Raw genomic sequence first — 19,236 nt, forward strand, 5'->3', positions numbered from 1 at the left:
GAGCGTCGACGTGTGGCGCGCAGGCGAGCGCCTGATGATCCAGGTCACCGACGACGGCCGCGGCGGCGCCGACCCCACCACCGGCTCCGGCCTTGCCGGCCTCGCCGAACGCCTCGCCGCCGTCGACGGCCTCCTCGCCGTCACCTCCCCCACCGGCGGACCCACCACCGTCAACGCAGAACTGCCCTGGCGCGACCGGGCGGGGTCCCGCGCCGCCGCGAGGTGAGATCCTTCCAGCACCTTGCCAACGCGAACGGGGAGTAGGACGTGCGGGTAGTCATCGCCGAGGATTCGGTGCTGCTGCGGGAGGGGCTGACCCGGCTCCTGAACGACCGGGGGCACGAGGTCGTGGCCGGGGTGGGCGACGGGGAGGCGCTGTTCGCGGCGGTGCGCGAGCTGGCGGACGCGGGCGCGGCACCCGATGTGGTGGTGGCGGACGTCCGGATGCCGCCGACGCACACCGACGAGGGGGTGCGGGCGGCCGTGCGGCTGCGGCAGCGCTACCCGGACCTCGGGGTCCTGGTCCTCTCGCAGTACGTGGAGGAGCAGTACGCGACGGAGCTGATCGCCGGGTCGAGCCGTGGGGTCGGCTATCTGCTGAAGGACCGGGTCGCCGACGTCAGCGAGTTCGTCGAGGCGGTGACGCGCGTGGCGGCGGGCGGCACGGCGCTCGACCCCGAGGTCGTCGCGCAGCTGCTCGGCCGCAGTCGTAAACAGGACGTCCTTGCCGGGCTCACGCCGCGGGAAAGGGAAGTCCTAGGACTTATGGCCGAGGGACGCACGAACTCGGCCGTCGCGCAGCAACTCGTCGTCAGCCACGGCGCGGTCGAAAAACACGTCAGCAACATCTTTATGAAGCTGGGCTTGGCGCAGAGTGACACAGATCACCGGCGCGTTCTGGCGGTTCTCACCTATCTCAATTCCTAGGCGCTGCTGACACGCTGGAGCGGGGATCGCGCGGGACACGGGCGAATCTTTAGGGGGGCTTCAGGAAGCTTCGAGCACGGTACGGGACGGTGACCCGGGGCTACCCGCGTCCATGATGTGATCACCGCCGGGAAGGTCACCCTTACCCGCGTACCATGGCTGACAAGAGCCGCCTCGAAGGAGGGCTACAGCAGTGACCACTGAGGTCGACCAGGCGAGCCAGGACAATAAGGACGTCAGGCGTCTGGACCGGGTGATCATCCGCTTCGCGGGGGATTCCGGGGACGGAATGCAGCTGACCGGGGACCGTTTCACCTCGGAGACCGCTTCCCTGGGTAATGATCTGTCCACGCTGCCGAACTTTCCGGCCGAAATCCGCGCCCCGGCCGGCACCCTGCCGGGCGTCTCCTCCTTCCAGGTGCACTTCGCCGACCACGACATCCTCACCCCGGGCGACGCCCCGGACGTGCTGGTCGCGATGAACCCGGCGGCCCTCAAGGCCAACGTGCCGGACGTGCCGCGCGGCGCGGAGATCATCGTCAACACCGATGAGTTCACCTCGCGGGCCCTGACAAAGGTCGGCTACGCGGGGAACCCGCTGGAGGACGGCTCCCTCGACGGCTACCGCGTGCACCGCGTGCCCCTGACGACGCTGACGGTGGAGGCCCTGAAGGGCTTCGACCTGACGCGCAAGGAGGCGGGCCGCTCCAAGAACATGTTCGCGCTCGGCCTGCTGTCGTGGATGTACCACCGGCCCACGGAGGGCACGGAGACGTTCCTGCGCCGGAAGTTCGCCAAGCGCCCTGAGATCGCCGAGGCCAACATCACGGCCTTCCGCGCCGGGTGGAACTTCGGCGAGACGACCGAGGACTTCGCCGTCTCCTACGAGGTCCTGCCCGCGGCCACCGCGTTCCCCGCCGGCACCTACCGGAACATCTCGGGGAACCTGGCGCTCGCCTACGGCCTGATCGCCGCCTCCCGGTGCGCCGACCTGCCGCTCTACCTCGGCTCGTACCCGATCACGCCGGCCTCCGACGTGCTGCACGAGCTGTCCCGCCACAAGAACTTCGGGGTGCGCACCTTCCAGGCCGAGGACGAGATCGCCGGCATCGGGGCCGCGCTGGGCGCGGCGTTCGGCGGCGCGCTCGGGGTGACCACGACCTCGGGCCCCGGCGTCGCGCTGAAGTCCGAGACGATCGGGCTCGCGGTCTCGCTCGAACTGCCGCTGCTGATCATCGACATCCAGCGCGGCGGGCCCTCCACGGGCCTGCCGACGAAGACCGAGCAGGCCGACCTGCTCCAGGCGATGTACGGGCGCAACGGCGAGGCGCCGGTGCCGATCGTCGCCCCGTCGACGCCCGCCGAGTGCTTCACCGCGGCCCTGGACGCGGCGCGCATCGCGCTGACGTACCGCACGCCGGTCTTCCTGCTCTCCGACGGCTACCTGGCCAACGGCTCCGAGCCGTGGCGCATCCCGGACGCGGACGAACTGCCGGACCTGCGCGTGCAGTTCGCGACCGGGGCGAATCACACGCTGGACGACGGCACCGAGGTGTTCTGGCCGTACAAGCGCGACTCGGCGACCCTGGCCCGCCCCTGGGCCGTGCCCGGCACGCCCGGTCTCGAACACCGCATCGGCGGCATCGAGAAGCAGGACGGCACGGGCAACATCTCCTACGACCCGGCCAACCACGACCACATGGTCCGCACCCGGCAGGCGAAGACCGACGGCATCGCGGTGCCGGACGTGGTGGTCGACGACCCGTCCGGCGCCCCCGGCGAGGGCGCCAAGGTGCTGGTGCTCGGCTGGGGTTCGACGTACGGGCCGATCACGGCGGCCGTCCGCCGCATCCGGCGGGCCGGGGGGCACATCGCGCAGACCCACGTGCGCAGCCTCAACCCGTTCCCCGCCAACCTCGGCGACGTGCTGCGGGCCTACGACCGGGTGGTACTCCCCGAGATGAACCTGGGCCAGCTCGCCACCCTGCTGCGTGCGAAGTACCTGGTGGACGTGCGGTCCATCACTCAGGTGACCGGGCTGCCCTTCAAGGCCGAGCAGCTCGCGTCCGCTTTCAAGGAGGCTCTCGACGATGTCCACTGAGGCGCCCGTTTCACCCCGCACCGCTCTGGCACTCGTCCCCACCGCCGACAAGCGCCAGACCGCGAAGGACTTCAAGTCGGACCAGGAGGTCCGCTGGTGCCCCGGCTGCGGCGACTACGCCGTACTGGCCGCCGTCCAGGGCTTCATGCCTGAGCTCGGCCTCGCCAAGGAGAACATCGTCTTCGTCTCCGGCATCGGCTGCTCCTCCCGGTTCCCGTACTACATGAACACGTACGGGATGCACTCCATCCACGGCCGCGCCCCGGCCATCGCGACCGGTCTGGCCACCGCCCGCCGCGACCTGTCGGTGTGGGTCGTCACCGGCGACGGGGACGCGCTGTCCATCGGCGGCAACCACCTGATCCACGCCCTGCGCCGCAACGTGAACCTGAAGATCCTGCTGTTCAACAACCGGATCTACGGCCTCACCAAGGGCCAGTACTCGCCCACTTCGGAGCCCGGCAAGATCACCAAATCCACGCCGATGGGCTCCCTGGACACCCCGTTCAACCCGCTGTCGCTCGCGCTGGGCGCGGAGGCGTCTTTCGTGGCCCGCACGATCGACTCCGACCGCAAGCACCTCACGGGCGTGCTGCGCGAGGCGGCTGACCACCGGGGCTCGGCCCTGGTGGAGATCTACCAGAACTGCAATATCTTCAACGACGGGGCGTTCGAGGCGCTGAAGGACAAGCAGCAGGCGCAGGAGGCCGTGATCCGCCTGGAGCACGGCGAGCCGATCCGCTTCGGCGCGCCGGCCGAGGACGGCCTCGGCGGCAAGGGCGTGGTCCGCGACCCGGCGACCGGCGATCTGAAGGTGATCGACGTCGCCGCCGAGGGCACCGAGGGAGTCCTGGTGCACGACGCGCACGCGCCGTCCCCGACCACGGCGTTTGCGCTGTCCCGGCTGGCGGACCCGCACACGCTCCACCGCACGCCGATCGGCGTGCTGCGCAACGTGCCGCGGCCCGCGTACGACGACCTGATGGCCGACCAGCTGGAGCAGGCGGTGGAGCAGCGCGGCAAGGGGGACCTGGCGGCGCTGCTGGCGGGCGGCGACACCTGGACGGTCGTCGGCTGACAGGACCGTAACGCAGAAACGGAAATGACAAACCGCCCGCCCGACGTTACGTTCATCAGGTCGTCGCAGCGGTAGCGGGAGGAAGTCGTGGCAGCAGGCAGGGGCCCGGCCGGGCGTTCGGGGCTGGCTTACGGACTCGCGGCCTTCGGCCTGTGGGGCCTGCTGCCGCTGTACTGGGACCTGCTGGCGTCCACCGGCGCCAGCGAGGTGCTGGCCCACCGCATGGTGTGGTCGCTGCCGACGGCCGTGCTGCTCCTGCTGCTGGCCCGTAGCTGGTCCTGGATACGGCCGCTGCTGCGCAACCCCGCGCAGCTGGCCCTGCTGGTCGTCTCCGCCACGCTGATATCGCTCAACTGGTATCTGTTCATCTGGGCCGTCGCCGAGGACCGCGTCCTGGAGGCGTCGCTCGGCTACTTCATCAACCCGCTCCTCACCATCGCCATGGGCGTGGTGCTGCTCGGCGAGCGCCTGCGCCGCATCCAGTGGATCGCCGTCGGCATCGGCGCCTGTGCCGTGGTGGTCATGAGCGTCGCCTACGGCCAGATTCCGTGGATCTCGCTGGCCCTCAGCGTGAGCTTCGCGCTGTACGGCCTGACCAAGAAGAAGACCGGCCTCGACGGCCTCCAGGGATTCACCGCCGACTCCGCGCTCCAGTTCCTGCCCGCCCTCGGCTTCCTGGTGGTGCTCGGCGCGCGCGGCGAGGGAACGTTCACCACGGAGGGCTCCGGCCACGCGCTGCTGCTGGTGGGCAGCGGCATCGCGACCGCGCTGCCGCTGATCTTTTTCGGCGCCGCGACCGTCCGCGCGCCGCTGTCCACCATCGGGCTGCTCCAGTACATCGCGCCGACGACGATGTTCCTGCTGGGACTGCTCGTCTTCGGCGAGGAGATGCCGCCCGAGCGGTGGGCCGGCTTCCTGCTGGTGTGGACCGCGCTGTGCCTGCTGACCTGGGACGCGCTGCGGAACGCCCGCCGCGGGCGGCGCACGGTGGCCCGCCACACGCCCGCCGCCCCCGCCGAGCACGGGCCGCGCCCGGCCCTCACCACCGACTGAACCCCGGCTCCGGGGAGGGCGGCGGCAGCCCCCGTCCCTGCCGGGTGGGCGGCAGGGACCGGGCGGCCCGGCCCGAAGCGCGGCGACCGCGGACTATGGCACCATCAGGCGGGAGACTGTGGCCGGGGAGAGCAGGGGGGCAGAAGGCATGCAGTTCCGGATTCGCATTGCGGCAGGCCAGGACGTGGCACGTGAGCTGGAGTCCCTCCGGCGGTGGCTGGAGTCCGAAACCGAACTGCGCGGCATGAGTGACGTCGAGCGACTCCCGGTCGGTACCGGCCAGATGGGGCTGCTTTCGGACACCCTGACGGTGGCGCTTGGCACCGGAGGTGCCGTCACGGTACTCGCGGGCTCGCTGTCCGGGTGGCTCCGGCAGCGCCGATCCGATGTGCGGATCGAGATCAGGACCGAAGACGGCAGGCACGTCTCGGTCAACGCTCAGCGGGTACGCGACGCGCCGGCCCTGATCGAGACCGTGCTGCGCTCCGAACAGGAAGACCGGGGCCCCGGCCCCGCACTGCCCAGCGCCGACTGATGGCCCGGCTCCCGGACCCGGCCGGCACCCGTGCCGTGCTCATCGGCGTCAGTCAGTACGAGCTGCTTCCCGACCTTCCCGGCGTGACCAACAACCTGTCCGCCCTGTACACGCTGTTCACCGCGCCGGACCTGCTCGGACTGCCCGCGGAGCACTGCGCGGTCCTGGACGGCCAGGTCTCCCCGGACGAGATGGACCGGGCCATCGCCTCGGCCGCGGCCGAGGCGACCGACACGTTGATCGTCTACTTCGCCGGGCACGGCCTGATCGACGAGTACGACGGGACCCTGCATCTCAGCTGGTACGGCACCGACGCCGACCGGGTCCACGCGACCGCGACTCCGTACGAATGGGTCCGCCGCACCCTGCCACGGGGCCCGGAGAGGCGTCTGGTCCTTCTCGACTGCTGCTTCAGCGGACGCGCGTTGAACAGCATGGCGGACGAGGACCGGATAACCGCCATCACCGCCGCGGAGGGAACGGCCGTGCTCGCCGCCGCCCACGAGAACCGCGTGGCTGCCGCGCCGCCGGGCGAGACGCATACCGCGTTCACCGGAGAAATCGTCGAGCTGCTGTCCCGGGGCATACCTGGCGGTCCCGAACTGCTCGACGTCGAGACCCTGTTCAACAGCATGCGGCGCGGACTGCGTGCGAAAGGGCGCCCGGCGCCCCAGGGGGCGTTCCGGAACACGGCCAAGAACCTCGCCCTCGGCCGCAACCGGTCCTGGACCCCGCGGAATGTCGTGCTGCACCAGCCTCCGCACGCCGCACCGCCGAGCGGGCCGGCCAGCCGTTCCGTGCTGACGATCAGCCGGGCCATCCGCGACGAGATCATCGCGCACGCCCGGGAGGACTACCCTCGCCAAGCCTGCGGGATGGTGGTGGGCCCGGACGGTTCCGACCGCCCGGAGCGGCTCATTCGGATCACCAACAGTTCGCCCACGCCCGAGACGACGTGGGAATTCGACATCCAGGAGTCGTTCCGGGCGTATCGCAGCATCGAGAGGACCGGCGAGGACATCATCGTCGTTTATCACTCCCGCCCGGAGCCGGGCGCCTACTTGTCGAGGCTGGACATCGCCTTCCTGGACGAGCAACGCACCGGCCGCCATCTCGTCATCGTCGCCATCCCGGAGCCGGACAGCGTCGAGCTGCGCTCCCACCGGATCTCGGACACCCGGATCATGGAGGAAGCCATCCACGTGCTGCCCTCGTAACCGCGGTCCTGACAGGCCCACGGGGATGGAACGTTTGCGTTTCATCGGGGACCCGGAGTACATTTTGGAACGAGACAGTTCCGTTCCATCTATGCCGGGAGTTCGTCATTTCCACGTCAGACGCGCCTTCGATCCGCCGCCCCCGCATGACCGAGGAGCGTGAGGCCGAGGTCCTCGCCACGGTCGTGGACGTGCTGCGGGAGACCGGTTACGAAGCACTGACGATGGATGCGATCGCCGCCAGGGCACGGTGCGGCAAGGCCACGCTGTACCGGCAGTGGCACAGCAAACCCCGGCTGGTGGCGGCAGCCCTGCACGCCCACCGTCCCACCCGGATAGATGGCGTGGACACCGGCTCGTTGCGTGGAGATCTGCACGACCTCTTCGTGCGCGCCTCGGAGCAGGCGCAGCAGGACACCGCCCTCATCGCCGGCCTTGCCAGGGCCACGCTCGACGCCCCGGAGCTAGCCCGGGCGCTTCGAGAGACCCTGGTGGAGCCGGAGATCGCGGAGTTCACCATCTTCATCGATCGCGCCATAGAGCGCGGCGAGCTGACCGGCCGGCCGGCCGCGATGGACTTTCTCCCGCAGATGGTCCTGGCCGCCGTGCTGACCCGCCCGCTGATCGAGGACGAGTTCGCGGACGCGGACTACCTGATCCGTTACCTCGACAGTGCACTGCTTCCTGCACTGCTACACAGTTGACCGGAGCCAGACGAACATGTCTCACTCTCAGACCACCGCCGAAGTTCCCGACGCACCCGATGTCCCCCCGGGGGGATCGGCCGCAGCCGCACGTGCGCACGCCCGCCGCTGGTGGGTCCTGGCCGTCATCGGGACAGCCCAGCTGATGGTGGTGCTCGACGCCACCATCGTGAACATTGCCCTGCCCTCGGCCCAGCAGGACCTCGGCTTCTCCGACGGCGACCGGCAGTGGGTGATCACCGCCTACGCGCTGGCGTTCGGCAGCCTGCTGCTCCTCGGCGGCCGGATCGCCGACCTGTTCGGCCGCAAGATCGTCTTTCTCGTCGGCGCGGTCGGGTTCGCCGCGGCCTCGGCGCTCGGCGGCGCCGCCGCCAACTTCGAGATCCTGGTGACGGCGCGCGCCCTCCAGGGCGTCTTCGGCGCGCTGCTCGCGCCGGCCGCGCTGTCGCTCCTGACCATTACGTTCACCGACACCAAGGAGCGCGCCAAGGCGTTCAGCGTGTACGGGGCCATCGCCGGTGCGGGCGGCGCCATCGGGCTGCTGCTCGGCGGCGTGCTCACCGAGTACCTGGACTGGCGCTGGACGCTCTACGTCAACCTGATCTTCGCCGCCATCGCCTTCGTCGGCGGCCTGATCCTGATGGTCCGCTCCGCGCGCAACCGGCACGTCGTCCTGGACGTGCCCGGCACCCTCCTGGTCTCCGCCGGTCTGTTCAGCATCGTCTACGGCTTCGCCAACGCCGAGTCGAACGACTGGGACCACGTGGCCACCTGGGGCTTCCTGATCGCCGGCACCGTCCTGATCGCCGCGTTCGGCTGGTGGCAGACGCGCAGCGCGCACCCGCTGCTGCCGCTGCGCGTGCTGCTCCACCGGAACCGGGGCGCCTCGTTCGCCGCCGTGCTGATCAGCGGCGCGGGCATGTTCGGCCTCTTCCTGTTCGTCACCTACTACCTCCAGGCCTCGCTGGGGTACACGCCGGTCGAGACCGGCCTGGCGTTCCTGCCCATGATCGGCGGGCTGATGATCACCGCCACGCTCGCGACCACCACGCTGCTGCCGCGCTTCGGTGGGCGGCCCATCGTGACGGCGGGCATGGCGCTCTCGGCCGCGGGCCTGGCCTGGCTGACCACGCTCGACCTGGACAGTTCCTTCGCGGCCGACGTGATGCCGCCGCTGATCGTCGCCGGCCTCGGCCTGGGCGCGATCGTCGCCCCCGCGATGAACCTGGCGACCGCCGGGGTCGCCGCGGAGGACGCCGGGGTGGCCTCCGCCACGGTCAACACCATGCAGCAGATCGGCGGTTCCATCGGCACGGCCGTGCTGAACACTTTGGCCGCGAGTGCCGCCACCGACTACCTGGCCGGCAAGGACCCGCGGGACCCCGCGGTGCGGGCGCAGGCCAGCCTGGAGAGCTACGCGACGGCGTACTGGTGGTCGGCCGCGTTCTTCGCAGCGGGCGTGGTGATCTCCGTCCTCCTCTACCGCCGCGGCGCGACCGGGGCGGGCCGCGAGGACGGGATGCCGACCGTGCACATGTGACCAGGTCGCCGGCCGTCCCCGGGCTGTTTCTCGTCCCCGCCCACCGGTTACCCGGGCGGGGACGAGTCACGTTCCGACCTGCTGGAGCACGCGATGACCATGGCAATCGACGACATGCTGGCCACCTACCCCGCCGACCTCGGCCGGGTGGACCGTGAGCGGCTGATCCGCTGCATCGAGGAGTGCGCGGCCTGCGCGCAGGCGTGTACCGCATGCGCGGACGCCTGCCTGTCCGAGGCCGAGGTCGCGGATCTTGCCAAGTGCATCAGGACCGACCTGGACTGCGCGGACATCTGCGAGACCACCGGCCGCGTGCTGTCCCGCCACACCGGCTACGACGCGAACATCACCCGCGCACAGCTCCAGGCGTGCGCCACCGTCTGCGCCGCCTGCGCCGACGAGTGCGGCCGGCACGCGGGGACGCACGAGCACTGCCGGGTGTGCGCGGAGGCGTGCCGCCGCTGCGAGCAGGCGTGCAACGACCTGCTGGCCACGCTCGGCTGAGGCCCGCCGCCGCAGGCGCGTCAGCCCGACTCCCTGCGGGCGCGCAGGGCACGGACCTTGTGGATGTTTCCGCAGTGCTCCATCGAGCACCAGCGACGGCGGCCGGGCCGTGAGGTGTCCACGTAGACCAGGTGGCAGCGCTCGCCCGCGCACATCCGCACCCGGTCCCGGTACGGGCCGGTCAGGAGCCGCACCGCGTCGCGGGCGACGGTGGCGAGCAGCGCCGTGCCGGTCGCGGCCCCGGCCCAGGCCGGGCCGCCGTCCGCGCCGATGGCGGGGGCCAGCGGGGTCCTGGCCGCCGCCGCGTTGAGCGCGGCGACATCGTCCGGTGGCGGCGGCTCGCCGCCGACGTGCGCCAGCACCAGCCGCCAGAGCGCGTCCCGCGTCCGTCTGGCCGCCGCCGTCTCCTCCCGGGACACCTCGACGCGGGGCGTCGGATCGAGGCGCGAACGGGCCGCCCAGTCGGCCAGATCGGCGGGCCCGTGCAGGACCTCGTACCCGGCGAACGCGCCGGGGCCGCCCGTGACCAGCAGCTCCAGGCACAGCGCCCCGGGGTCGAACCGGTACGTCGTGCCGGAGAACGACCGCAACACCAGTCCGGGGGACGTTGCATCCAAAGCCATGTAACTAATATAACTGGTTACATGACGCTTGAGTGGAAACTGGTCATCGACAGCAGGAACGCCCCGGCGATCGCGGACTTCTGGGCCGCGGCCCTGGAGTACGAGGTGGAGGACCCGAGCGCGCTCATCGAACGGCTGCTTGCCGCCGGGCACATCGGCGAGGAGGCGGTCACCGAGCACGGCGGACACCGGATCTTCCGCGGCTACGCGGGCGTCCGGCACCCAGAGGACCCGTTCGACGAGGTCAGCGGCGTCGGCCACGGGCGCAGGCTGCTGTTCCAGGACGTGCCCGAGGGCAAGACGGTGAAGAACCGGCTGCACATCGATGTCCACCGCCCGCAGGGCACCGGTCTGGACGAGCTGGTGGCGCGCCTCGAAGGGCTCGGCGCCACGCGCGTGCGCGAGGAGGACCAGGGCCCCGCGGGCCACTGGTGGCAGATGCGGGACCCGGAGGGCAATGAGTTCTGCGCGAGCTGACAACATCGACGCCCGCCCTCACGGGCCCCACGCGAGGAGGGCGCGCGGCGGGCCGCTCCCGCCCCGCGCCCGGCGCCGTCAGCGCGCCGCGTCGGGCAGCAGCCCCTCCAGCCCTTCGAGACCGCCCAGTGCCGCGAACGGGTCCTCCGGGTTGACCTCCACGATCTCCGCGTCGCTCGGCGGCGTGAAGTCGAAGACGCCGCCCGCGGGCTGCGTGTAGTCGATCTGCGAGAAGGACACGTCCAGGGCCTGGCCGTCGCCGCGGTCGGCGGTGACGGCGAGCGGCACGCCCGTCTCCCCGTCCACCGAGATACGCACCGACGTCAGCCCGCTCTCCGTATCCTTCGGCTCCACCACCAGCTGGTAGGCGTCGCGGCCCGCGACCCGGGCCGTGCCGTCCACGGAGATGTCCGCGTGCTCCCCGGCCGCGTCGAGCAGCCGCGCGGCCGCGTCCTGCGGCGTCAGCCCGCCCGACCACTCCCCGGCCGGCCCGTCCGGCAGCTCCTCCGCCGCCTCGGCGGGCACCTCGGCCTCGTACACGGTGTTGTCCGCGGAGTCGTAGGCCCACAGCCGGTCACCATTGTGGATCACGGCGAACTCGTCCGAGCCGTTCACCACGGCCAGGCGCTGGCGCTCGGGGCCGTCCATCGCGACCCGCAGCGTGCTGTCCCCGGTGGCGAGGCCGGCCAGCCGTCCCGCCGGGCCCTCGATCCCGCTCAACACGCCGTCGAGCATCCCGCCGAAGTCCGGGATGCCGAGATCGGCGTCCACCCGCACCGTGCCGGAGAGCTGCGCCGTGTCCGCCTCCGCCATCCGCACCAGCAGCTCCTCGGCCGTGATGTCCGGCAGGTCGGGACTCCCGTCGCTCGCCAGCGCCGGCCAGAGACCGGCCCCCACCGCGGCGACCCCGGCCACCACCGCGGCCGGCACGGCCGCCCGGCGGATAGTGCTGTTCTTTGCCATCGAAATGCCCCTCCACTCGGCTTTCAGCACCACCAATTGCAACAGGCCGGGAGCTTCGCGGCATCCGCCGACGGTTGGCATCGGTCTACGACCAGCGGAGGACTGCACCCCCGCGCAGCTGCCCCTAACCCGTAGGGGATCTACCCCGCGGAAGGCAGGGTTCACGCCCCGCGCGCTACGCCGTACGATCCGCCACGACGTTGCACAGCGCGTCCAGCGCTTCCTTCGCCGGAGTGTCCGGCAGCGGCGCCAGCGTCCGCCGCGCCTCCTCCGCGAACGAGAGGGCGTCCTGCCGGGCCGCCCGCAGCGCCGGGTGGGCCCGCAGCCCCGCCAGCGCCTCCGCATGCCGGGCGTCGTCCGTGAGGTCGCCGTCGAGCAGCTCGCACAGCGCCTGGTCCGCGGGGGACCCGCCCTTGGCCGTCATCTCCCGCAGCCGCAGCACGGGCAGCGTGGCCACGCCCTCCCGCAGGTCGGTGCCCGGCGTCTTGCCCGACTCCTGGCCGTCGCTCGCGACGTCGAGCACGTCGTCGGCGAGCTGGAACGCGATCCCGATGCGTTCGCCGTACTGCGCGAGGACGTCGACCACCGGCTCCGGGGCGCCGGCCATCAGCGCGCCCATGCGGCCGGCGACGGCGATCAGCGAGCCCGTCTTCCCGGCGATCACGTCCAGGTGGTGCCCGATGGGGTCCTCCCCCTCTCGCGGGCCCGCGGTCTCCTGGATCTGTCCGGTCACCAGGCGCTCGAACGCCTCCGCCTGGATGCGCACGGCGTCCGTGCCGAGATCGGCCACTATCGTCGAGGCGCGGGAGAAGAGGAAGTCGCCGGTCAGCACCGCGACCGAGTTGTTCCAGCGGGCGTTCGCGCTCGGCACGCCCCGCCTGACCTCGGCCTCGTCCATGATGTCGTCGTGGTAGAGAGTGGCGAGGTGCGTCAGCTCGACGACCACCGCGGCGGGCACCACCCCGGGCGCGTAGGGATCGCCGAACTGGGCGGCCAGCAGCTGCAAAAGCGGCCGGAAGCGCTTCCCCCCGGCCCGCACGAGATGTTGCGCCGTCTCCGTTATGAAGGGGACATCGCTCTTGGTGGCCTCCAGCAGCCCCGCCTCGACAGCCGAGAGACCGGCCTGGACATCGGCTTCCAGGGCCTGGTCCCGCACGCTCACCCCGAAGGGCCCCACGACGGTCACGAGCGTTCTCCCTGTCTCCAGTGCGTTGTCACCGGGCAGCGTAGCCGGTTGCGAGTCGATCACCGCCGCTGGGTGAGCCGTGCCGGACCGCGGCTGCGGCGCACGCGGGACCGGGCGGCCGCGCCCGGTGCGCCCCCCGCCGCGCGGACATCAACGCCCGCTGTCCCGGCGGCCGACGTGACGCGCGTCCACGAAGGGGAGACCCTGCGCGCGTCCTGGAGCGATGGCGTGGAGGAAACCTCCATATCGATGCTCGTCAACCAGGGGGATATGCCGGATATCTATGACTTTGGCCTCGGAGACTTCGGCTTCTGGCCGCCCTGACCGAAAGCCGTTCGCGTATCAGTCCGACGGCGAATGCCACACGGTCGTAACATCTCTGACTACCCCTCCACCGGCCAAGATAACCTGCCCGGACACGTTCAACATACGAGGGGAACCCATGCGCAGGTCCATACGGCTCGCCGTACCCGCGGTTGCGGCGGCCGCGCTGCTGCTGAGCGGCTGCGGAGACGACGACGACAGCGGCAGCCCGTTCAGCCCCGGCGGCAACCCCGGCGAGAACCAGCCGGAGCAGGGGGAAGAAGGCGGGGAGAACGGCGGCGACGAACAGCCCCCGGCCGAAGAAGGCGGGGACACCGGCGGCGGTGGCGGCGGGGCCAGCAGCGACGCCGACTTCGAAGGCACCTGGATGCTCAGCGGCTCCATGGAGAGTTCGCTGACCATCACGGGCGGAAGCGTCACCTTCGTCGAGAGCACCGACGCCGAGGGCGACGTCTGCTACGGCGAGGTGTCCGGCGGCCGGATGACCGTCGAGTGTACGCAGTTCGGGTCCGAACTGTTCCCCGACACCGAGGCGATGCTCAGCCTCGACGGCGGCACGCTGAACGTCGGCTGGGCCTCGGGCAACACCCAGACCTACGAGTCGATGGGTGACCTGGGCGAGATGCCCGAGATGCCCGAGATGCCGGAGATGCCAGACATGGAGGACATGCCCTCCATGCCGCCGCTGGAGGACTCCGACTTCGGGGACTTCGGCCTCTGAGCCGTACACCGCACGCCAGCAGGAGGCACACCGGAAGGCCCGGCCCCACACGGGGGCCGGGCCTTCGGTCGTTCCGGCCGGTCTCAGCGCACGAACACGCCCGCGTCGCTCGCCAGGTCGAGGAAGAACTGCGGCGCAATGCCGAGCACCACCGTCACGGCCGCGGCGAGCCCCACCACCGACATCGTCAGCGGGCTGGGGATGACCACGGAAGGGCCGTCCGCCTTCGGCTCGCTGAAGAACATCAGCACGATCACCCGCACGTAGAAGAACGCCGCGATCGCCGAGGCGAGCACACCGACGATCACCAGGCCCATCGCCCCGGCGTCCGCCGCCGCCCGGAACACCGCGAACTTGCCGGCGAAGCCCGACGTCAGCGGAATCCCCGCGAAGGCCAGCAGGAACAGCGCGAAGACCGCCGCAAGCAGCGGCGAACGCCGCCCGAGCCCCGCCCACTTGGACAGGTGCGTCGCCTCGCCGTCGCCATCCCGCACCAGCGTCACCACGGCGAACGCGCCGAGCGTCACGAACGAGTAGGCCGACAGGTAGAACAGCACGGACGACACCCCGTCCTCGCTGACCGCGACCACGCCGGACAGGATGAACCCGGCGTGCGCGATCGAGGAGTAGGCCAGCAGCCGCTTCACGTCGGTCTGCGTGATCGCGACCACCGCGCCCGCCACCATGGAGGCGATGGCGACGCCCCACAGCACCGGCTCCCAGTCCCACCGCAGTCCCGGCAGCACCACGTACAGCAGCCGCAGCAGCGCGCCGAACGCGGCCACCTTGGTGGCCGCGGCCATGAAGCCGGTCACCGGCGTCGGGGCGCCCTGGTAGACGTCGGGCGTCCACATGTGGAACGGCACGGCGCCGACCTTGAACAGCAGGCCCATCGTCACCATGGCGCCGCCGATCAGCAGCAGCGCGTCGTTCCCCATGGTGGAGGCGAGCCCCGCGTCCACCGCCGCGGGCTCGCCGCTGACGACGTCGGCGATGCCCGCGTAGGACACCGTGCCCGCGTACCCGTACAGCATCGCGATGCCGAACAGGAGGAACGCCGAGGCGAACGCGCCCAGCAGGAAGTACTTGAGCGCCGCCTCCTGCGACAGCAGCCGCTTGCGGCGCGCCAGCGCGCACAGCAGGTACAGCGGCAGCGACAGGACCTCAAGGGCGATGAACAGCACCAGCAGGTCGTTGGCCATCGGGAACAGCAGCATGCCGCCGATCGCGAACAGCAGCAGCGGGAAGATCTCCGTGGTGGTGTGCCCGGCCCGCTCCGCCGCCGCCTCGGCCTTGCCGCCCGGCACCGCCGCCGGCTGGGCGGCGAAGGAGTCCACCGCCTGGCCGTGCAAGGCCGGTTCGAGACGGCGCTCGGCGAACAGGAACACCGACACCAGACCGACCAGGACGATGAGGCCCTGGAGGAACAGCGCGGGACCGTCGACGGCCAGCGAGCCCATGCCCGCGACCTGCGCCTCCGTCGTGGCGTGCCCGCCCGCGGCGAGCGCGACGACGGCGGCGAACGCACCGGCGAGGCCGGCGATCCCGACGAACACCTCCGCCGGATAGCGGGAGCGGCGCGGCGCGAACGCCTCGATCAGCACGCCGATGATGGCCGCGCCGAACACGATCAGGCTCGGCGAGAGCGCAGCCCACTCGATGTCCGGAGCCTGGAGCTCCCCCGGGTTCATGCTGCGACTCCTTCGTTCGCCCCGCCGCGCCGTTGCCGGATCGGGCCGTTGGCCCTCGCCCGGTCACTCACGAGTGGCCTCCACTTCGGGAACATGCGGTTGTGGATCGGTCTGCTCGACGTCGGAGAGCGTGTGCTCCACCGCCGGGTTGACGATGTCGGTGAGCGGCTTGGGGTAGACGCCGAGGAACAGCAGCAGCCCGATCAGCGGCCCGACCACGGCCAGCTCCCGCACCTTGAGGTCCGGCAGCTTTTCCAGCCCTTCCTTCAGCGGTCCCGTCATGGTCCGCTGGTAGAGCACCAGCACGTACAGCGCCGCCAGCACTATGCCGCTACAGGCGATGATGCCGGCCACCTCGTAGCGGCTGAACGTGCCGACCAGCACCAGGAATTCACTGACGAACGGCCCGGTGCCCGGGAGCGACAGAGTCGCGAGGCCGCCGATGAGGAACGTGCCGGCGAGCATGGGCGCCGTCTTCTGCACGCCGCCGTAGTCGGCGATGAGGCGCGAGCCGCGGCGCGAGATGAGGAAGCCGGCCACCAGCATCAGCGCCGCGGTCGCGATGCCGTGGTTGATCATGTAGAGCGTCGCGCCGCCCTGGCCCTGGCTGGTCATCGCGAAGATGCCCAGCACGATGAACCCGAAGTGGCTGACCGACGCGTACGCGATCAGCCGCTTCATGTCCCGCTGGCCGAGCGCGAGCAGCGCCCCGTAGATGATGCTGACCAGCGCCAGGGTGATCACCACGGGCGTCGCCCACTCGCTGGCCTCGGGGAACAGGCCGAGGCAGAAGCGGAGCATCGCGAACGTGCCGACCTTGTCGACCACGGCGGTGATCAGCACGGCCACCGGCGCCGTCGACTCGCCCATGGCGTTGGGCAGCCAGGTGTGCACCGGCCACAGCGGCGCCTTGATCGCGAAGGCGATGAAGAAGCCGAGGAACAGCCAGCGTTCGGTGCCGGTCGCCAGCTCCAGGTCGCCGGAGGCCCGCGCGTCCAGGATGGCCTGGAGCGAGAACGTCCCGGCGTCGAGCTGGTCCGCGGTGGCGATGTACAGGCCGATGACGGCCGCCAGCATGATCAGGCCACCGGCCAGGTTGTAGAGGAGGAACTTGACCGCGGCGTAGGAACGCTGCCTGGCCTGCCCCTCCTCGCCCTGCTCCCCCGCCCGGTCGCCGAAGCCGCCGATGAGGAAGTACATCGGGATCAGCATGGCTTCGAAGAAGATGTAGAAGAGGAACACGTCGGTGGCGGCGAAGGACAGAATGACCATCGCCTCGACCGCGAGGATCAGCGCGAAGAAGCCCTGGGTGGGCCGCCACCGCGTCGCGGGGGTCTGGCCCTCCTTGGGGTCCGCGTCGTTCCAGCCGGCGCCGATCAGGAACGGGATCAGCACGGCCGTCAGCGCGATCATCGCGACGCCGATGCCGTCGACGCCCAGTTCGTACCGGACGCCGAAGTCCTCGATCCAGGAGCGGGATTCGGTCAGCTGGAAGCGGTCGGCACCGTCACCGGTGTCGAACCGCAGCAGCACCGCCGCCGCGAACCCGGCCGTGGCCAGGGAGAACAGCAGCGCGAGCCACTTGGCGGCGGTCCGCCGCGCGGCGGGGACCGCGGCGGTGACGATCGCGCCGATGGCGGGAGTGAGGGCCGTGGCCGTCAGCAGGGGAAAAGACATATCAGACCTCTCAGACCGCCCTCATCAGCAGGGTCGCGGCGACGAGCAGGGCGGCACCGCCGAACATGGAGACCGCGTACGAGCGGGCGAACCCGTTCTGGATGCGCCGCAGCCGCCCGGACAGCCCGCCGAAGGAGGCGGCCGTGCCGTTGACCACGCCGTCCACCAGCTTGTGGTCGAGGTAGACCAGGCCGCGGGTGAGGTAGTTGCCCGGCGTGACGAACGCCGCGTGGTTGAAGTCGTCCTGGAGCAGGTCCCGCCGCGCGGCCCGGGTCAGCAGCCCGCCGGTCGGCGCCACCGCGGGCACCGGGCGGCGGCCATACTGCCACCACGCGCCCGCGACGCCGAGCAGCATCACGCCGGTGGCCGCCAGGCCGACCGTGCCGTGGCTGACCGGCGAATCGCCGTGCTCAAGACCGGTGACCGGCTCGAGCCAGTGCACGAACGCCTCGCCCGAGTCGAACAGGAAGCCCGCGAAGACCGAGCCGAAGGCCAGCACGATCATCGGGATCGTCATGCTGAGCGGCGACTCGTGCGGGTGCGGCTCGTGCCCGTTCGCGTCGGGCTGCCAGCGCTTCTCGCCGAAGAACGTCATCAGCATGATGCGCGTCATGTAGTACGCGGTGAGCGCCGCGCCGAGCAGCATCACGCCGCCGAGAATCCAGCCCTCGGTCCCGCCCTTGCTGAACCCGGCGTAGATGATCTCGTCCTTGGAGAAGAAGCCGGAGAGGTAGGGGAAGCCGATGATGGCCAGATAGGCCAGGCCGAACGTGACGAACGTGATCGGCATGTGCTTCCGCAGGCCGCCGTAACGCCGCATGTCCACCTCGTCGTTCATGCCGTGCATGACCGACCCGGCACCGAGGAAGAGGCCCGCCTTGAAGAAGCCGTGCGTCACCAGGTGCATGATCGCGAAGACGTAGCCGATGGGGCCAAGGCCCGTGGCCAGCATCATGTAGCCGATCTGCGACATCGTCGAGCCGGCCAGGGCCTTCTTGATGTCGTCCTTCGCGCAACCGACGATCGCACCGAAGAGCAGCGTCACCGCGCCGACCACGACCACGACGGTCTGCGCGTCGGGCGCCGCGTTGAAGATCGCCCCCGAGCGCGTGATCAGGTACACGCCCGCGGTCACCATCGTGGCCGCGTGGATCAGCGCCGAGACCGGCGTGGGGCCCTCCATCGCGTCGCCCAGCCAGGACTGGAGCGGCACCTGCGCCGACTTGCCGCAGGCGGCGAGCAGCAGCATCAGCCCGATGCCGGTCAGCGTCGCCTCGCTCGCCTCCGTCGCGCTGCCGAGCACCGGCTCGAACGCGAAGGAGCCGAACGTGGTGAACATCAGCAGAATCGCAATGGCCAGGCCCACGTCACCGACGCGGTTGACGACGAACGCCTTCTTCGCCGCCGTCGCCGCGGTCGGCTTGTGCTGCCAGAAGCCGATGAGCAGGAACGAGGCGAGGCCCACGCCCTCCCAGCCGACGTACAGCAGCAGGTAGTTGTCCGCGAGGACGAGCAGCAGCATCGCCCCGAGGAAAAGATTCAGATAGGCGAAGAAGCGCCGCCGCCGCTCGTCGTGCTCCATGTAGCCGACCGAGTAAAGGTGGATCAGGGTGCCCACGCTCGTGATCAGCAGCACGAAGGTCATCGAGAGCTGGTCGAGCTGGAACGCCACGTCCGCCTGGAAGTCGGCGACCGGCACCCAGCTGAACAGATGCTGGTGCAGCGCGCGGTCCTCGCCCTCCTTCTCCAGCAGGTCGAAGAAGAGCACCACGGCCAGGACGAAGGACACGGCGGCGAGCCCGGTGGCCAGCCAGTGCCCCACACGGTCCAGGCGCCGCCCGCCCAACAGCAGCACGGCGGCGCCGAACAAGGGCGCCCCGACGAGCAGTCCGATCAATGACTCCACTGGATGTGT

General features: G+C 70.8%; 18 protein-coding genes and 1 pseudogene. 13 read left to right on the forward strand and 6 right to left on the reverse strand.

Annotated features, from left to right (window positions below):
• The 10 genes and pseudogenes from STBA_RS14505 to STBA_RS14550 form a co-directional block, all read left to right on the forward strand.
• Positions 1-226: pseudogene (locus STBA_RS14505) on the forward strand (sensor histidine kinase); the annotation flags it as partial.
• 41 nt (positions 227-267) lie between these two features.
• Positions 268-927 carry a response regulator transcription factor gene (locus STBA_RS14510; RefSeq protein ID WP_077059647.1) on the forward strand — a complete coding sequence of 220 codons (660 nt, stop codon included), beginning with the start codon at positions 268-270 and terminating at the stop codon, positions 925-927.
• Between the two features lie 193 nt (positions 928-1,120).
• Positions 1,121-3,028: a 2-oxoacid:acceptor oxidoreductase subunit alpha gene (locus STBA_RS14515; RefSeq protein ID WP_077059648.1), complete on the forward strand. Its 1,908-nt coding sequence runs from the start codon at positions 1,121-1,123 to the stop codon at positions 3,026-3,028.
• A complete protein-coding gene (locus STBA_RS14520) occupies positions 3,018-4,106 on the forward strand; it encodes a 2-oxoacid:ferredoxin oxidoreductase subunit beta (protein WP_077059649.1) in 1,089 nt (362 codons plus the stop codon). The genes STBA_RS14515 and STBA_RS14520 overlap by 11 nt, the downstream gene beginning before the upstream one ends.
• Before the next feature lie 87 nt (positions 4,107-4,193).
• Complete coding sequence (gene rarD, locus STBA_RS14525; protein WP_077059650.1) at positions 4,194-5,159, forward strand: EamA family transporter RarD; 966 nt, start codon at positions 4,194-4,196, stop codon at positions 5,157-5,159.
• 118 nt (positions 5,160-5,277) lie between these two features.
• Positions 5,278-5,694: a hypothetical protein gene (locus tag STBA_RS14530; RefSeq protein WP_171987709.1), complete on the forward strand. Its 417-nt coding sequence runs from the start codon at positions 5,278-5,280 to the stop codon at positions 5,692-5,694.
• A complete protein-coding gene (locus STBA_RS14535) occupies positions 5,694-6,911 on the forward strand; it encodes a Mov34/MPN/PAD-1 family protein (RefSeq protein WP_077059652.1) in 1,218 nt (405 codons plus the stop codon). Before STBA_RS14530 ends, STBA_RS14535 begins: the two co-directional genes overlap by 1 nt.
• 146 nt (positions 6,912-7,057) lie before the next feature.
• Entirely contained in the window at positions 7,058-7,615 is a 558-nt protein-coding gene (locus STBA_RS14540; protein WP_079251921.1) for a TetR/AcrR family transcriptional regulator, read from the forward strand.
• Between the two features lie 16 nt (positions 7,616-7,631).
• Entirely contained in the window at positions 7,632-9,155 is a 1,524-nt protein-coding gene (locus STBA_RS14545; RefSeq protein ID WP_077059653.1) for an MFS transporter, read from the forward strand.
• Positions 9,156-9,248: 93 nt separating this feature from the next.
• Positions 9,249-9,659: a four-helix bundle copper-binding protein gene (locus STBA_RS14550; RefSeq protein ID WP_077059654.1), complete on the forward strand. Its 411-nt coding sequence runs from the start codon at positions 9,249-9,251 to the stop codon at positions 9,657-9,659.
• A gap of 20 nt (positions 9,660-9,679) precedes the next feature.
• Here STBA_RS14550 and STBA_RS14555 read toward each other — a convergent pair whose 3' ends face one another.
• Positions 9,680-10,282 (reverse strand): CGNR zinc finger domain-containing protein, encoded by a 603-nt coding sequence (locus STBA_RS14555; RefSeq protein WP_077059655.1) that lies wholly within the window; start codon positions 10,280-10,282, stop codon positions 9,680-9,682.
• 21 nt (positions 10,283-10,303) lie between these two features.
• Between STBA_RS14555 and STBA_RS14560 the strand changes: the two genes are divergently transcribed.
• Positions 10,304-10,759, forward strand: a complete 456-nt coding sequence (locus tag STBA_RS14560) for a VOC family protein (RefSeq protein WP_077059656.1) — start codon at positions 10,304-10,306, stop codon at positions 10,757-10,759.
• 78 nt (positions 10,760-10,837) lie between these two features.
• Here STBA_RS14560 and STBA_RS14565 read toward each other — a convergent pair whose 3' ends face one another.
• Both STBA_RS14565 and STBA_RS14570 read right to left on the reverse strand, forming a co-directional pair.
• A complete protein-coding gene (locus STBA_RS14565) occupies positions 10,838-11,722 on the reverse strand; it encodes a sigma-E factor regulatory protein RseB domain-containing protein (RefSeq protein WP_077059657.1) in 885 nt (294 codons plus the stop codon).
• Positions 11,723-11,897: 175 nt separating this feature from the next.
• Positions 11,898-12,908 (reverse strand): polyprenyl synthetase family protein, encoded by a 1,011-nt coding sequence (locus STBA_RS14570; protein ID WP_077059658.1) that lies wholly within the window; start codon positions 12,906-12,908, stop codon positions 11,898-11,900.
• 177 nt (positions 12,909-13,085) lie between these two features.
• Between STBA_RS14570 and STBA_RS37785 the strand changes: the two genes are divergently transcribed.
• Together STBA_RS37785 and STBA_RS14575 are read left to right on the forward strand one after the other, a co-directional pair.
• A complete protein-coding gene (locus STBA_RS37785) occupies positions 13,086-13,232 on the forward strand; it encodes a hypothetical protein (RefSeq protein ID WP_171987710.1) in 147 nt (48 codons plus the stop codon).
• 118 nt (positions 13,233-13,350) lie between these two features.
• Positions 13,351-13,953, forward strand: a complete 603-nt coding sequence (locus tag STBA_RS14575) for a hypothetical protein (RefSeq protein WP_077059659.1) — start codon at positions 13,351-13,353, stop codon at positions 13,951-13,953.
• Between the two features lie 83 nt (positions 13,954-14,036).
• Here the strand turns inward: STBA_RS14575 and nuoN are convergent, their stop codons facing one another.
• The 3 genes from nuoN to nuoL form a co-directional block, all read right to left on the reverse strand.
• Positions 14,037-15,644 (reverse strand): NADH-quinone oxidoreductase subunit NuoN, encoded by a 1,608-nt coding sequence (nuoN, locus tag STBA_RS14580; RefSeq protein WP_077059660.1) that lies wholly within the window; start codon positions 15,642-15,644, stop codon positions 14,037-14,039.
• Positions 15,645-15,707: 63 nt separating this feature from the next.
• On the reverse strand, positions 15,708-17,321 hold the full coding sequence (locus tag STBA_RS14585) for an NADH-quinone oxidoreductase subunit M (protein WP_077059661.1): 1,614 nt from the start codon (positions 17,319-17,321) through the stop codon (positions 15,708-15,710).
• Positions 17,322-17,331: 10 nt separating this feature from the next.
• On the reverse strand, positions 17,332-19,227 hold the full coding sequence (gene nuoL / locus STBA_RS14590) for an NADH-quinone oxidoreductase subunit L (RefSeq protein WP_077059662.1): 1,896 nt from the start codon (positions 19,225-19,227) through the stop codon (positions 17,332-17,334).
• Between the last annotated feature and the right edge of the window lie 9 nt (positions 19,228-19,236).

This window comes from Streptomyces sp. MP131-18 (assembly GCF_001984575.1).
Lineage (GTDB): Bacteria > Actinomycetota > Actinomycetes > Streptomycetales > Streptomycetaceae > Streptomyces > Streptomyces johnsoniae.